Source organism: Oerskovia sp. PE-21s, assembly GCF_056158145.1.
Window position 1 is genome coordinate 662,318 of sequence record NZ_JBUXJM010000001.1, and the last position, 15,214, is coordinate 677,531.

The 15,214-nt window shown below is 71.6% G+C and carries 9 protein-coding genes; 5 read left to right on the forward strand and 4 right to left on the reverse strand.

All coding sequences use genetic code 11. The features are described from left to right. Window positions 1-58: 58 nt before the first annotated feature. Complete coding sequence (locus tag ACZDYF_RS02810; RefSeq protein ID WP_475053047.1) at window positions 59-2,239, reverse strand: prolyl oligopeptidase family serine peptidase; 2,181 nt, start codon at window positions 2,237-2,239, stop codon at window positions 59-61. A gap of 189 nt (window positions 2,240-2,428) precedes the next feature. On the opposite strand from ACZDYF_RS02810, the gene adhE reads away from it, so the two are divergent. Next, window positions 2,429-5,158: a bifunctional acetaldehyde-CoA/alcohol dehydrogenase gene (gene adhE, locus ACZDYF_RS02815; protein WP_475053054.1), complete on the forward strand. Its 2,730-nt coding sequence runs from the start codon at window positions 2,429-2,431 to the stop codon at window positions 5,156-5,158. 343 nt (window positions 5,159-5,501) lie between these two features. Next, window positions 5,502-7,997, forward strand: a complete 2,496-nt coding sequence (ligA, locus tag ACZDYF_RS02820) for an NAD-dependent DNA ligase LigA (RefSeq protein WP_475053060.1) — start codon at window positions 5,502-5,504, stop codon at window positions 7,995-7,997. Window positions 7,998-8,022: 25 nt separating this feature from the next. Here ligA and ACZDYF_RS02825 read toward each other — a convergent pair whose 3' ends face one another. Further along, window positions 8,023-9,012, reverse strand: coding sequence for a dihydrodipicolinate synthase family protein (locus tag ACZDYF_RS02825; RefSeq protein ID WP_475053063.1), 990 nt, complete (start codon window positions 9,010-9,012; stop codon window positions 8,023-8,025). Between the two features lie 81 nt (window positions 9,013-9,093). On the opposite strand from ACZDYF_RS02825, the gene ACZDYF_RS02830 reads away from it, so the two are divergent. Next, window positions 9,094-10,215, forward strand: a complete 1,122-nt coding sequence (locus tag ACZDYF_RS02830; protein WP_475053066.1) for a hypothetical protein — start codon at window positions 9,094-9,096, stop codon at window positions 10,213-10,215. Window positions 10,216-10,356: 141 nt separating this feature from the next. Here the strand turns inward: ACZDYF_RS02830 and ACZDYF_RS02835 are convergent, their stop codons facing one another. After that, window positions 10,357-11,022 carry a ThuA domain-containing protein gene (locus ACZDYF_RS02835; RefSeq protein ID WP_191792226.1) on the reverse strand — a complete coding sequence of 222 codons (666 nt, stop codon included), beginning with the start codon at window positions 11,020-11,022 and terminating at the stop codon, window positions 10,357-10,359. A gap of 17 nt (window positions 11,023-11,039) precedes the next feature. Continuing rightward, entirely contained in the window at window positions 11,040-12,173 is a 1,134-nt protein-coding gene (locus ACZDYF_RS02840; protein ID WP_191792225.1) for an ROK family protein, read from the reverse strand. Between the two features lie 429 nt (window positions 12,174-12,602). Here ACZDYF_RS02840 and ACZDYF_RS02845 point away from each other — a divergent pair, with 429 nt between their 5' ends. Both ACZDYF_RS02845 and ACZDYF_RS02850 read left to right on the forward strand, forming a co-directional pair. Continuing rightward, on the forward strand, window positions 12,603-14,129 hold the full coding sequence (locus ACZDYF_RS02845) for a sugar ABC transporter ATP-binding protein (protein ID WP_475053070.1): 1,527 nt from the start codon (window positions 12,603-12,605) through the stop codon (window positions 14,127-14,129). Continuing rightward, entirely contained in the window at window positions 14,126-15,181 is a 1,056-nt protein-coding gene (locus tag ACZDYF_RS02850; RefSeq protein ID WP_191792195.1) for an ABC transporter permease, read from the forward strand. The genes ACZDYF_RS02845 and ACZDYF_RS02850 overlap by 4 nt, the downstream gene beginning before the upstream one ends. Window positions 15,182-15,214 lie beyond the last annotated feature (33 nt).

Sequence of the window (15,214 nt, forward strand, 5' to 3'; positions counted from 1 at the left end):
GGAACCCCGCCCTCCGTGCGTCTGCGCGTGCGTCGTGCGGACGAACGGTCGCCCGGCGTCAGCCGAGCTGCTCGCGCAGGAAGCGGTAGTGGATCGCGGACATGTGCGCGGCCTGGGCGTTGTTCGCGGCGCCGCCGTGCCCGCCCTCGACGTTCTCGTAGTACGTCACGTCCTTGCCGGCCGCGAGCATCTTCGCGGCGAGCTTGCGGGCGTGCCCGGGGTGGACCCGGTCGTCCTTGGTCGACGTCGTGAAGAGCACCGGCGGGTACTCGCGCTCGGCGTCGAACAGGTGGTACGGCGAGAACGTCTTGATGAACTCCCACTGCTCGGGGTCGTCCGGGTCGCCGTACTCGGCGGCCCACGACGCCCCCGCGAGCAGGTGCGTGTAGCGCAGCATGTCGAGCAGCGGGACGCCGACGATCACGGCGCCGAAGAGCTCGGGGTACTGCGTGAGCATGTTCCCCGCGAGGAGGCCACCGTTGGAGCGGCCCTCCATGCCGAAGTGCTCGGGGGTCGTGATGCCGCGGGCGACGAGGTCGCGCGCGACGGCCGCGAAGTCCTCGTAGGCCTTGTGCCGCTTGGCCTTGAGGGCGGCCTGGTGCCACGACGGGCCGTACTCGCCGCCGCCGCGGATGTTCGCGACGACGTACACGCCGCCGTCGGCGAGCCATGCGCGTCCCAGCGTGCCCGAGTAGCCCGGGGTCAGCGAGACCTCGAAGCCGCCGTAGCCGTAGAGCAGCGTGGGCGCGGCGCCCACGGGAGCGGAGCCGGCGCCCGCCTCGGCGGCACCGGCCGCCGGGCGCACGAGCTCCTCGCGCCCGACGACGAAGTACGGGACGCGCGTGCCGTCGTCGGACACGGCGAAGTGCTGGTCGATGACCAGGCCTGCGGTGTCGAAGAAGGTGGGGCTCGACTTGAGGACCTCGGGCTCGGCGCCCGCGCCCACCGACAGGAGCGAGAGCGTCGAGGGCGTGAGGTAGTCGGTCACCACGAGCCAGACGTCGTCGCTCTCCTCGGAGTCCACGGCGCCCACGACGACCGTGCCGATGGTCGGCAGGCCGGGCAGCTCGCTGCGGGTCCACCCACGGCCCTGCGCGTCGGCGTCCGCTTCCGTGCCCGACGAGGGCGGCGTCAGCACGTGGAGGCGGTTCTTGACGTCCTCCAGGACGTTGACCACGAGATGGTGCGCGGTCCACGTGGCCCCGGCGAGCGACGTCGTGGGCGTGGGCTCGAACAGGACCGTGAAGCCGCGCGCCCCGGCGAGGAAGTCCTCGAAGCGGGTCGTGAGCAACGACCCCGCGAGGTAGGTGGCGCCGCCGACCGTCCAGTCGTCACGCAGCTCGACGAGCATCCACTCGCGCTTGACGCCGACCTCGGCCGAGCGCGGGACGTCGATCTTGACGAGGTGCTCGTCGGGCGTGCCCGCGTCCTGGACGAGGTAGGTCTCGCTGTCGTAGAACGCGATCGAGCGGCCGACGAAGTCGCGCTCGAACCCGGGGGAGTGGGTGCGCCAGCCGAAGATGTACATGTCCTCAGGCTCGCCCTCGTACACGACCGTCGCCTCGGTGACCGGGGTGCCGCGGCGCCAGCGCTTGACGATCCGGGGGTATCCCGAGGGGGTCATCGAGCCCGGTCCGAAGTCCGTGAAAACGTACACCGTGTCGGCGTCGATCCACCCGAGCCCGCCCTTGGACTCCTCGCGGAAGAACCCGCCGTCCTCGGGGGCGACGAACTGCTTGGTGACGAGGTCGAACTCGCGGGTCACGTCGGCGTCGGAGCCGCCGGGCGACAGGTCGACCAGGGCGTGGCGCCACTCGCCGCCGGGGGCGGGACGCAGGACGCTCGCACCGTGCCAGACCCAGCTCTGCCCCTCGGCCTCGCCCAGCGCGTCGAGGTCGAGCACGAGCTCCCACTCGGGGTGCTGGGTGCGGTAGGAGTCGAGCGTCGTGCGGCGCCAGACGCCGCGCTCGTGCTGCGCGTCGCGCCAGAAGTTGTAGTAGTGCTCGCCGATCTTCGAGACGTCCGGGATCTTGTCGTCCGAGTCGAGGACCTCGCGGATCGACTGCTCGGTCGCGGCGAACTCGCTCGTGGCCTCGATCGTCGCGGCGGTCTCGGCGTTGCGGCCCTGGACCCAGGTGAGCGCCTCGCGGCCCTCGACCTCCTCGAGCCACAGGTACGGGTCGTGCGGCGTGGTCGGCTGTCCGGTGGGTGGGTCGGTCACGACGTTCTCAGCACTCATGCCAACACACTAGGCGACCGATCCGCGGGACCGGGCATGCATAGATGCCAGGGGAGAGCGGGGGCGGGGGAGGCTCGTCCGAGATCACCATCGAACATCACTTGCATCTATCCGTACCTTGTGAAAGTATTCACAAGCAAGGGAAAGACACCACGCAGACCCGGCCGCTCGGGTCACTGGAGGAGCAACGTGAGCAGCACGAGCAAGGCCCCCGTGAAGACCCCCGCCGGAGTCACCGAGATCGACGCCCTCGTCGACCGTGGCCTCAAGGCGCTCAAGCAGTACGACGCCTTCACCCAGGAGGACATCGACCGCATCGTGAAGAAGGCGTCCGTCGCGGCGCTCCACGAGCACGGCCGCCTCGCGCAGCTCGCGGTCTCCGAGACCGGGCGCGGCGTCTTCGAGGACAAGGCCACCAAGAACATCTTCGCGTGCGAGCACGTGCCGAACTCGATGGCCAACCTCAAGACGGTCGGCGTCATCGGGCGCGACGAACTCACGGGCATCGTCGAGATCGCCGAGCCGGTCGGCGTGGTCGCGGGCATCACCCCCGTCACCAACCCGACCTCGACCGCGATCTTCAAGTCGCTCATCGCGCTCAAGACGCGCAACCCCATCATCTTCGCGTTCCACCCCAGCGCCCAGAAGTGCTCGGTCGCCGCAGCCCGCATCGTGCGGGACGCCGCCGTGGCCGAAGGCGCCCCCGAGGACTGCATCCAGTGGGTCGAGCAGCCCTCGCTCGAGGCCACGTCGGCACTCATGAACAACGACGGCGTCTCGCTGATCCTCGCCACGGGCGGCAACGCCATGGTCCGCGCCGCCTACTCGGCGGGCAAGCCGGCCCTCGGCGTCGGTGCGGGCAACGTCCCCGCCTACATCGAGAAGACCGCCAAGCTCGGCCGCGCCGTCAACGACGTGGTCCTGTCCAAGGGCTTCGACAACGGCATGGTGTGCGCCTCGGAGCAGGCCGTCATCCTCGACGCCGAGATCTACGACGCGGCTCTCGCCGAGTTCGCCCACATGCACGCCTACCTCGCGAACCCCGAGGAGAAGGCGATGCTCGAGCGCTTCATCTTCGGCGTCGAGGCCGGCGGGGCGAACTGCGCGGGTGCCAAGCTCAACGCGACGATCGTCGGCAAGAGCCCCCAGTGGATCGCGGAGCAGGCAGGCTTCTCGGTCCCCGACGACACCTCGATCATCCTCGCGGAGTGCAGCCAGGTCGGCCCCGCCGAGCCCCTGACGCGCGAGAAGCTCAGCCCCGTCCTCGCGGTGCTGCGCGCCGAGTCGACCGACCACGGCATCTCGCTCGCCGAGCAGATGGTCGAGTTCGACGGCCTGGGTCACTCGGGCGCGATCCACACCGAGGACAAGGACATCGCGGAGGAGTTCGGCCAGCGCGTCAAGGCCGTCCGCATCCTGTGGAACCAGCCCTCCGCGCTGGGCGGCATCGGCGACATCTACAACGCGCTGATCCCGTCGCTGACCCTCGGGTGCGGCTCGTACGGGCACAACTCGGTGTCGAACAACGTGTCGGCCGTCAACCTCGTCAACGTCAAGCGGATCGGACGTCGTAACAACAACATGCAGTGGTTCAAGATCCCGCCGAAGACGTACTTCGAGCCGAACTCGATCCAGTACCTGACCCAGATGCCCGACGTCGAGCGCGTCACCATCGTCACGGACAAGGTCATGAGCCAGATCGGTATCGTCGACAAGGTCCTCGACGTCCTGAACCGCCGGCCCAACAAGGTCTCGATCCAGATCATGGACCAGGTCGAGCCCGAGCCCAGCGTCGAGACGGTCGAGAAGGGCGCGGAGATGATGCGCGACTTCAAGCCCGACACGATCGTCGCGATCGGCGGCGGGTCGCCCATGGACGCCGCGAAGGTCATGTGGCTCAAGTACGAGCACCCGGAGATGGCGTTCTCGGACCTGCGCGAGAAGTTCTTCGACGTCCGCAAGCGCGCGTTCAAGTTCCCGACCCTGGGCGACCTCGCCAAGCTGGTCTGCATCCCGACGTCGTCGGGCACGGGCTCGGAGGTCACGCCGTTCGCGGTGATCACCGACCACGCGACCGGGTACAAGTACCCCCTCGCCGACTACGCGCTGACCCCGTCGGTCGCGATCATCGACCCGGTCCTGACCGCGACGATGCCCGCGAAGCTCGCGGCGGACTCGGGGTTCGACGCCCTGACGCACGCGACCGAGGCCTACGTGTCGGTCTACGCGAACGACTTCACCGACGGTCTGGCGCTGCACGCGATCAAGCTGGTCTTCGAGCACATCGAGGCCTCCGTCACGCAGGGGGCGGCAGCCCCCGAGGCCCGCGAGAAGATGCACAACGCGGCCACGATCGCCGGCATGGCGTTCGGCAGCGCGTTCCTCGGGATCGTCCACGCGATGGCCCACACGGTCGGCTCGACGTTCGGTCTGGTCCACGGCCGCACGAACGCGATCTTCCTGCCGCACGCGATCCGCTACAACGGGCAGATCCCGACCAAGGTCACGGGCTGGCCCAAGGCGGAGAAGTACATCGCGCACGAGCGCTACCAGCAGATCGCCAAGCATCTGGGCCTGCCGGCCTCGACGCCCGAGCAGGCCGTCGAGTCCTACGCCCGGGCCGTCGAGGAGCTGCGCGCCAAGGTCGGGATCGAGCGCTCGTTCCAGGAGCAGGGCGTCTCGGAGCGCGAGTTCATCGGAGGCCTCGACGCCCTGTCGATGCGGGCCTACGAGGACCAGTGCGCCCCCGCGAACCCGCGTCTGCCGATGCTCGAGGACATGAAGGACATCATGGTCGCGGCGTACTACGGCACGAGCCGCGAAGAGGTCCGCGCCGAGCGCAAGGCCACCGAGGAGGCAGCCCGCAAGACTGCCGAGAAGAAGGCCGCGGCCCCCGCCGCGGACGAGCCCTCGAAGTGATCCAGGCACCGGCGTCCGGGAAGCAGCCCGGACGCCGGTAGCCCGCACGACGACCCGAGCGGTACGGGTCACGGTCGGGTGGCGCGTCCTGCCGGGTGGCGCCACTCACCACGGGCCCGAGGCATCCCCCTTGGCCTCGGTCCCGCTCGCAGCGCCCCCGCGTCCTCCAGCGCGGGGGCGCTGCTCGGCGTCCGGGCACGCGAAGGTCCGACGGCGGAGCGCGCCTGGTGCGTCCGGCCCGAGCTCCCGGGTGCGCCGGTGGGCAGGGGCGAGCGCCGCCGTCGGGCGGGACGCGCCGCCACCGGGGCAGGCGGCTGTCGGTGGGGCGAGCGATGATGGGCACGTGAACGACGCCACCCCGCCGCACCCCGCAGCCAGCCCCGACAGCACGAGCACGGCCCTCGCGACCGCCGCCTCCGACACCGCTGTCGCCCCCGATGCCGCCCCGGCGCTGGACGAGGCCGGTGCCCAGCGCCGCTGGGCCGAGCTGGTCGCCCAGGTCGAGGCCGACCAGCGGGCGTACTACGAGGCCGACGCCCCCGTGTCGTCGGACGCCGAGTACGACGCGCGCATGCGCGAGCTCGAGGCGCTCGAGGCGGCGCACCCCGCGCTCCAGACCCCCGAGTCGCCCACGCAGCGGGTCGGCGGGCGCGCCGCGACGGGCTTCGCGACGGTCGAGCACCTCGAGCGCATGCTCTCGCTCGACAACGCGTTCTCCGAGGAGGACCTCGCCGCGTGGGCCGCGCGCGTGCACCGGGACCTGGGCGTCTCGCCGCAGGCCCCCGTGGAGTACCTGTGCGAGGTCAAGATCGACGGCCTCGCGATCGCGCTGCTGTACGAGCGGGGGCGGCTCGTGCGGGCCGCGACGCGCGGCGACGGGCGCACGGGCGAGGACGTCACGGCCAACGTCCGCACCATCACGAGCATCCCCCAGCAGCTCGCCGGTGACCCGGCCTCGCATCCCGCGGTGATCGAGGTGCGGGGCGAGGTCTTCCTCGGGGTCGAGGACTTCGCGGCCCTCAACGAGGCGCTCGTCGCGGCCGGGCAGGCGCCGTACGCGAACCCGCGCAACACCGCGGCAGGCTCCCTGCGCCAGAAGGACCCGGCCGTGACCGCGAGCCGCAACCTGCGCATGTACGCGCACGGCGTCGGGGCGCTCCAGTGGGACGAGGGGGAGCACGCCGAGCTCGCGCGCCAGTCGGACGCCTACGCGCTGTTCGAGCAGTGGGGCATCCCCGTCTCACCGCACAACCGGGTGGTCGACGGGCTCGCGGGCGTGCAGGAGATGATCGCGTACTTCGGCGAGCACCGGCACGACATCGAGCACGAGCTCGACGGGATCGTCGTCAAGGTCGACGAGCTGGCGCTCCAGCGCCGCCTCGGGGCCACGAGCCGCGCGCCCCGGTGGGCCATCGCCTACAAGTACCCGCCCGAGGAGGTCAACACGCGCCTGCTCGCGATCCAGGTCGGGGTCGGGCGGACCGGCCGGGCAACCCCGTACGCCGTCATGGAGCCCGTGCTCGTCGCGGGGAGCACGGTGCGTCAGGCGACCTTGCACAACCAGGACGTCGTGCGCGCCAAGGGCGTGCTGATCGGGGACGTCGTGGTGCTGCGCAAGGCGGGGGACGTCATCCCGGAGATCCTCGGGCCGGTCGTCGCCCTGCGCGAGGACGGCGTGCAGCGTACGGAGTTCGTCATGCCGGCCGAGTGCCCCGAGTGCGGGACACCGCTGCGCCCCATGAAGGAGGGGGACGTCGACCTGCGCTGCCCCAACGCGGAGAGCTGCCCGGCGCAGGTCCGCGGGAGGGTCGAGCACATCGGCTCGCGCGGCGGCCTCGACATCGAGGCGCTGGGCGAGGTCACCGCGGCCGCGCTCACGCAGCCCTACGAGCCCGCCGAGCCGCCGCTGCGCACCGAGAAGAACCTGTTCGGTCTCACGGTCGACCAGCTCGCCCCGATCCGCGTCGTCGTCCGCGACCCGGAGACCGGGCTGCCCCGGCCGTTCGAAGGGGTGGGCGAGTCGGGCGAGGTGGAGATGTCCGACGGCTCGGTGCTGCTGGCCAAGGTCGTCCGACCGTTCCAGAAGGTCGCCGCCCGCACCTACCCGCCGGGGTTCGAGGACGCGACCCCCGCCGAGCGCCGGGCCGCAGGAGTCCGCAAGGACTTCCCGGTGTACGGCCCGTCGACCACGGCGCAGACGCTCGTGGACGAGCTGCGGATCGCGAAGACCAAGGAACTGTGGCGCATCCTCGTGAGCCTCAACATCCGGCACGTCGGGCCGGTCGCTGCCAGGGCCCTCGCGGAGTGGTTCGGGTCGCTCGACGCGGTCCGGGCCGCGAGCCGCGACGAGCTCGCCGCGGTCGAGGGCGTCGGACCGGTCATCGCCGACGAGGTGCTCGCCTGGTTCGAGGTGGACTGGCACCGGGAGATCGTCGAGACCTGGCAGCGGGACGGGGTCCGGTTCGAGACCCCGGGGCACCCCGGCCCCGGTGCGCGCCAGCAGCCGACCGGCCCGCTCGCTGGCCTGACGGTCGTGGTCACGGGAGGCCTCGAAGGGTTCTCGCGCGACGGCGCCAAGGAGGCGATCCTCACCGCGGGCGGCAAGGCCTCGGGGTCGGTCTCCAAGAAGACCGACTACGTGGTCGTGGGGGAGAACGCGGGCTCGAAGGAGACCAAGGCCAGGGACCTGGGCCTGCGCATCCTCGACGAGGCCGGGTTCGTGGCGCTCCTCGCAGGCGGACCGGCGGCGGTCGGGGACGCGCCGGAGCCCGAGGACTCGGAGCCGGAGGGCTCGGACGCCGAGGTCACCGAGGACACCGTGGGGCCGACGGCCGACTGACCGCCCGCACGGGGCTGGCAGGGGTCTACCTCGCGGTCCCGGTCCCGGTGTCCGCGGGGGTCGACACCCCGGAACCCGGCACCGCAGCCGGCCGGCGGGCCAGCACGGCCCGCAGCCCTGCGGTCTGCTCGGTCGGTGTCGCCAGGACGGGCCCCCGCGGCGGACCGGTCGGCACGCCGAGCAGCCCGGCGAGCGCGTGGAGTCCTGCGACGGGCCGCAGCCGTCCGAGCTCGCGGACGAGGGCCAGGAGCCAGGACCGCTCCACGACCGCGTCGAGGGGCCGGCGGTCGACGTGCGCGCGGCGCATCACGACGTACTCGTCGGGCACGAGGGCCGCGACCCCGGTGTGCCAGGCGTCGCTCGCAGGCAGGGTCGTGAAGGCCCCCTCGGTCATCGCGAGGTCGCCGCTCAGGCCTACGGCGAACGGTTCACGCGCGACCGCGGCACGGATGGTGTCCAGCCGGGCGCCCGCGTCCGTCCGCCCGGCCGGGTCCTTGAGCCCCCGGAGCCTGGTGGTGCGGGCGAGGTGGGCCAGCACCTCGGGCATCACGTCGTACCCGTTCTGGACGGGCCGGTTGTAGAAGCACACGGGGAGGTCGGTCTCGGCGGCCACGGCCTCGAACAGGGCCACGACCTCGGCGTCGACGAGCGGGGTGTAGGCGAACGGGGTCAGGACCAGCCCGTGGGCGCCGCCGGCCTGCGCCGCGACCGCGTTCCGCACGACCTCGGTGGTCGAGGGGGCCGCGACCGCGACGTGCACCGGGACGTGCTGCCCCGAGGGACCGGGGCCGGCGTCGTGCGCCGCCCGGACCGCGGCGCCCACCACGGCAGCGCGCTCCTCGGGTGCGAACGACGTGCCCGCACCCGACGACGCGAGGACCGTGACGCCGTCGACCCCGGCGCGGACCGCGTCCTGGACGACGCGCGTCAGCGTGCCCAGTGCGGGGCGTCCGTCGGAGTCCAGCGGCGTGATCGGGTAGGCGAGCAGCCCGGTGAAGGGCGTCGGGGAGGTCATCCCCGAGATGGTGCCACAGGCCGTCTGCCGAAGGATGAACAGCCCGGCCCGTGAAGTGGTACCCACGTCTACGATGCGGTCATGACTCAGGCGACCTCCGCGACCCGGCCCTCCCCGCAGGACGACGACCCGCAGGCAGCCGCCCAGGTGCGCGGCGCGCACCTCGTCGGCTCCGTGAACCTCCCCACGGCCGAGGACACGTTCCGCACGGTCGCGGCCCACGCGGGCACCCACCTCCGGCGCATCCCCGACGGCGAGGTGGGCGAGCGCTTCCACTGGATCCTCTTCCAGGGCGCGCGCTTCGACGCCGTACCCGGGCTGGCACGGTTGCCGATCGAGCCCGTGGTCGTCGCCGGGTTCGACGTCCGTCCCCACGTGCTCGACGGCTCGGTCCCGGCGGACGAGCTGGTCTTCGGCGAGCTGGGCTACGCGGCCGCCGCGACGGCGTCGTACGCGGACTTCGTGCGGCTGCGCGCGCAGGGCGTGATCCCCGCGACCACGCGCTTCCAGGTGTGCCTGCCCACTCCGCTCGCCCCTGTCGTGGCGTTCGTGGTCCCCGAGGCGCGCGAGGTCGTGTACCCCGCCTACGAGGCCGCGATGCTGCGCGAGATCGAGGCGATCGTCGCCGCGGTCCCTGCGGGCGACCTCGCGATCCAGCTCGACCTCGCGAGCGAGTTCGCGCTGGTCGAGGGCGCGAACCTCGGGGCCGGACCGGCCCAGGCGTGGTTCGCGATCGACTCCGACGAGGTGCTCGCGGGCTGCGTCGCGCGCGCCGCACGCGTGGCCTCCACGGTGCCCGCGGACGTCGAGCTCGGCTTTCACCTCTGCTACGGGGACGTCGCCGAGAAGCACTTCGTGGAGCCGTCCGACACGCGCCGCCTGGTCGAGGTCGCGAACGGCCTGGCCGCGACCGTGACGCGCGAGATCGCGTGGTTCCACCTGCCCGTGCCGATCGAGCGCGACGACGTCGAGTACGTCGCGCCGCTCGCGGACCTCACGATCGATCCTGCGACCGAGCTCTACCTCGGCGTGGTGCACCACGAGGACGGCGTCGAGGGCGCGCAGCGTCGCCTCGCGGCCGCGGCCCAGGTGCTGGGGGAGCGGGAGATCGGCGTCGGCACCGAGTGCGGGTTCGGTCGTGGCCCGAGCGAGCGCACGGGCCCGCTGCTCGACGTCCACACGGCGGTCGCGCGCGCCTGGTAGGAGCGCTCGGCGCATGCCCGACGGCGCAGCGCACCTCGCTGACCGGCTCGCTCCGGTGCGTGGCGCCGTCGGGAGCACGAACGGTCGACGACCCCGGTCGTCGACCGTTCGTCGTCCGCGCCCGCTAGGCGCGGGGGAGCGTCACCGGGCGGCCCACAGCAGGCCGCGCTCGATCACGGTGCGCAGCCCGGGGGTCTCGAGGTCCGCGAGCTGGTGCCCCGGTGCGCACACGAAGATGCGCCCCTGACCCCACCGGCGGGTCCAGATCGAGGGCGAGACCACGGGCGAGCGCCACGGCGAGTCGGCCGTGGGCTCGATGGTCGTGGTCGCGAGGACCTCGTTGAGCGAGTCCGCCAGGACCCAGTACTGCTCGGAGCGCAGCGCGATGGGGCCGAGGCCGGCCACGATGGGGTGCTCGGCGTGCTCGGGCACGATCTCGACGGTGTGGTCGACCAGGTCGCCCGGGTGCGCGGCGAACTGGCCGCCGAGCATCTGCAGGTAGTCGGTCGCCATGCGGTACGAGTCGATGATCCCGCCGTGCCAGCCCGCAAGACCCGTCCCGTTCGTCACGGCCTGGCGCAGGCCGCGCATCTCGTCGGGCAGGATCTCGCCCATGGTCCAGGACTGGACGATCAGGTCGACGCCGGCCATGTACTCGGCGTCGGCGTACACCTCGAGCGAGGACTCGACGACGACGTCGAAGCCCGACTCCTTGAGGAAGGGGACGAAGAGGTCGGTGCTCTCCTCGGGGGAGTGGCCTGGCCATCCTCCCCGGACGATCAGGGCCCGACGGTCCGGCACGCTCATGAGTCCTCCGTTGGCGCTCACGCGATCAGGGCATCGATCGCTGCGGGAGAGAGTACGTGATCGATCGCCATGGCGCTCGCACCGAGCACGCCCGCCTGCCCCCGGGCCTGGGACGTGACGATGCGCAGGTGCTGCGTGGCCAGCGGCAGCGAGCGCTGGTAGACGATCTCGCGGATGCCCGCGATCAGGTGCTCTCCTGCGTCGGCGATGACGCCGCCGACCACGATCATGGAGGGGTTGAGCAGGCTCACGCACGCGGCGAGGACGGCCCCGATGTCGCGGCCGGCCTGGCGCACGGCGTGGCTCGCCATGAGGTCGCCGCCGCGCACGAGGGACACGACGTCGCCGCTGTTGGCGGCCTCGAGCCCTTCCTTCTTGAGGGCGCCGGCGATGGCCTGGCCGCTCGCGACGGCCTCGAGGCAGCCGATGTTCCCGCAGCGGCACGGGGTGTCCGTCGCGTTGGGCACGGCGATGTGGCCGATGTCGCCGGCCGCGCCCTGGGCGCCGCGGCGCAGCTCGCCGTCCGAGATGACTCCCGCGCCGATACCCGTGGCGACCTTGACGAAGAGCAGGTCGCTCACGCCGGGCCATGCGGTGCGGTGCTCGCCGAGGGCCATGATGTTGACGTCGTTGTCCACGAGGACCGAGGCGTCGAACGTGCGCTTGAGGATCGCGGGCACGTCGACGTCGTCCCACGCGGGCATGATGGGCGGGTTGATGGGTCGTCCGGTCGAGTGCTCGACGGGGCCCGGGAGCCCGACGCCGACGCTCACCAGGTCCTTGAGGTCGCGCCCGGTCGTCGCGATGAGCTTCTCGCCGGTCTCGGCGACCCAGGCGAGGACGTTCTCCGGACCGTCGGAGATGGCGAGCGGTGCGTCGACCTCTGCGAGGACGTTCGACGCGAGGTCCGTGACCGCGAGGCGCGCGTGCGTCGCGCCCAGGTCCACGGCGAGCACGATGCGTGCACCGGGGCTGAAGGCGAACGTCACGGGCGGTCTGCCGCCGGTCGAGCTCGCCTCGCCCGCGGGCGCGATGAGCCCGGAGGCCATGAGCAGGTCGATGCGGGCGGCGATCGTGGACCGCGCCTGCCCGGTGATCGCGGCGAGGTCAGCCCGCGTGCGGGGTTGGCCGTCGCGGAGCAGCTGGAACATGTCCCCGGCGCCGGTCGGGCGGGGGGCGAACTTCAGCAGTTCCTCGGTGGGCACGATGTATCACGGAGCCTCTCGTTGCTACGCAGTGGTGACAATCCGTCTAGCGTACTGCGATCTTCGGCTTTTGCTTGACGATCGACAAAAGCCGACCTAGCGTGTGGTTTGCTGCGGCAAGGTCGCCGGAGCCCTGCGGGAGCTCGCGCCTCGCCGGTCGAGACCCTGGAACCCCTGTCGTTCGACCGTTTCCTCCTCTATGCACCGCTCGGCACGCAGTGTCGCGGCGGCCCATGAGTGACGTGGGTCACCCGCCGGTCGCCCTCGGCGGTTGGGACGGTCATGCCCACTTTTGTCGGTCACGGTGGGGTAACGAAGCGAAAGATCAGGACCTTCTGCTTGACCGCCGTCAAAAGGTCGGTTAGTTTCTCCCACATGGTCAACGCAGACCCTCAGCCCACCCGGCCGCTCCTGCAGATGCAGAGCATCGTCAAGCAGTTTCCCGGCGCCCGAGCACTCGACGGCGTCGATCTCGACATCCTCCCCGGAGAGGTCCACTGTCTCCTCGGGCAGAACGGGGCCGGCAAGTCCACCCTCATCAAGGTGCTAGCCGGCGCGCACCAGCCCAACGAGGGACAGATCCTCATCGACGGCGAGGTGGTCACCATCCCGCACCCCGTGGCCGCGCTCAAGCTCGGGGTCGCCACGATGTACCAGGAGCTCGACGTCGTCGACGGTCTGACGGTCGCCGAGAACATCTACCTCGGGCACGAGCTGTCGACCGCGGGCTTCTCCAGCCGCCGGACGGCGGCCAGGAACACGCGTGAGCTCATGAAGCGCCTGGGGCACCCCGAGATCTCGCCCCACCGCGAGGTGGGCGAGCTGTCCGCCGCGGGCAAGCAGATCGTGTCCATGGCCCGCGCCCTCTCGCACGACGCACGGGTGATCGTCATGGACGAGCCGTCCGCCGTGCTCGACAGCGAAGAGGTCGAGAACCTGTTCCGCGTCGTGCGCCAGCTCACCGAGAGCGGGGTCGCGATCGTCTACATCTCGCACCGCCTCGAGGAGATCCGGGCGATCGGCGACAGGATCACGGTCCTCAAGGACGGGCGCACGGTCGCGCAGAACCTCGCGGTCTCGCAGACACCGACCGCCGAGCTCATCAAGCTCATGACGGGTCGCGCGGTCGACAACGTCTTCCCGGGGCGCGAGCCGGTCGCCGAGGACGCGGACGTGCTGCTCGCGGTCGAGTCGCTCGGGCTCGAGGGGAAGTTCGCGGACGTCTCGTTCGAGGTCCGTGCCGGTGAGGTCCTCGGCTTCGCCGGGCTCGTCGGCTCGGGCCGGTCCGAGATCCTCGAGACGGTCTACGGGGCGCGTCGTGCGACCCAGGGGACCGTCGCGGTCGGCGGCAAGAAGCTCCGCGGCGGCTCGGTCGCCGCCGCGGTCGACGCGGGCATCGGCCTGTGCCCCGAGGAGCGCAAGAGCCAGGGCCTGCTGCTCGACGAACCCGTCTACCGCAACATCACGCTCTCGACGTTCGCTCGCTTCGCGAAGGCGGGCTTCCTCGACGAGAGGGCGGAGCGGGCCGCGGCGAAGGAGCAGGCGGTCTCGCTCGACCTGCGCCCCGCCGGGGTCGAGCGGAACGCCCGGACTCTGTCCGGCGGCAACCAGCAGAAGGCGCTGCTGGCGCGCTGGCTCGTGCACGGGTGCCGGGTCCTCCTGCTCGACGAGCCCACCCGGGGCGTCGACGTCGGGGCGCGCGCCGAGATCTACGCACTGATCCGCGACCTCGCGGCGTCCGGTGCGGCCGTGCTCGTGGTCTCGAGCGAGATCGACGAGGTGCTCGGTCTCTCCGACCGCGTCCTCGTGATCTCGGAGGGACGCGTCGTGCACGAAGGCCCAGCAGATTCGATCGACGAGCACGGCGTGCTCGACCTCGTCATGGAAGGAAGTGCCGCATGAGCGAGCAGGAGGTGGCTCGCGCCGCCGTCGTGGACGGACCGGGGCACGCCCCGAGCTCCGAGGTACCCGACGGCAGACGGTCGCGCCGCAATTTGTTCAGTGGATCGGTGGGGCGGAACATCGGCCTCGTCGTGGCGCTCGTCGCGCTGTGCATCGTCGGGTACGCAACCGCGGGGGAGAACTTCGCGAACGTCAACAACCTGCTGACGATCCTGCGCCTTGCCGCCGTCCTGGGCGTCCTGAGCATCGGGATGACCTTCGTCATCACGGGCGGCGGGATCGACCTGTCCGTCGGGTCCGTCATGGGACTGGCCACGGTCTGGGCGAGCACGCTCGCGACCCAGACCATGGCCGCCGACACCCACTGGATCGTCATGGTCGGCGTGGCCCTCGCGGTCGGCACGGCGTGCGGCCTGATCAATGGCGTCCTCGTCGCCTACGGCAAGGTCGTCGCGTTCATGGCGACCCTCGCCATGATGGTGGGCGCCCGCGGTCTCGCCGAGATGATCTCCAACCGACAGACGCAGCGCGTCACCGAGGTCGACGCGTTCCTCGACTTCTTCCGCGCGGACCTGCTCGGCGTCCCCGTGCTCGTGTGGATGTTCGCGGTCGTGGCCGTCGCCGGCTGGTTCCTCCTCAACCGCACGACGTTCGGCCGCCGCACGGTCGCCGTCGGTGGCAACCCCGAGGCGGCCCGGCTCGCAGGCATCAAGGTCAAGCGCCACACGATGTACCTCTACGGCCTGGTCGGTCTCACGACCGGCATCGCGGCCGTCATGATGCTCGCCCGCACCACGGCCGGGTCCTCGACGAACGGCCTGTTCTACGAGCTCGACGTCATCGCGGCGGTCGTCGTCGGCGGGACGCTCCTCGTGGGCGGTCGCGGGACGATCGTCGGCACCGTGCTCGGCGTCCTCATCTTCACCACGCTGACCAACGTCTTCACGCAGAACAACATGTCGACCTCGGCCCAGGCCGTCGCCAAGGGCGTGATCATCGTGGTCGCCGTGCTCCTCCAGCAGCGATTCGCCTCGCGCGCCAGATCCGCCTGACGCCCCGCCGTCGGGGCCTCTCGCAACCGCACC

Bases quoted from the DNA above. Each gene is read 5' to 3' on its own strand.
- ACZDYF_RS02810 (WP_475053047.1), bottom strand. From the start codon at position 2,239: ATGAGTGCTGAGAACGTCGTGACCGACCCACCCACCGGACAGCCGACC.
- ACZDYF_RS02825 (WP_475053063.1), bottom strand. From the start codon at position 9,012: ATGACCTCCCCGACGCCCTTCACCGGGCTGCTCGCCTACCCGATCACG.
- ACZDYF_RS02830 (WP_475053066.1), top strand. From the start codon at position 9,094: ATGACTCAGGCGACCTCCGCGACCCGGCCCTCCCCGCAGGACGACGAC.
- ACZDYF_RS02835 (WP_191792226.1), bottom strand. From the start codon at position 11,022: ATGAGCGTGCCGGACCGTCGGGCCCTGATCGTCCGGGGAGGATGGCCA.
- ACZDYF_RS02840 (WP_191792225.1), bottom strand. From the start codon at position 12,173: ATGTTCCAGCTGCTCCGCGACGGCCAACCCCGCACGCGGGCTGACCTC.
- ACZDYF_RS02845 (WP_475053070.1), top strand. From the start codon at position 12,603: ATGGTCAACGCAGACCCTCAGCCCACCCGGCCGCTCCTGCAGATGCAG.
- ACZDYF_RS02850 (WP_191792195.1), top strand. From the start codon at position 14,126: ATGAGCGAGCAGGAGGTGGCTCGCGCCGCCGTCGTGGACGGACCGGGG.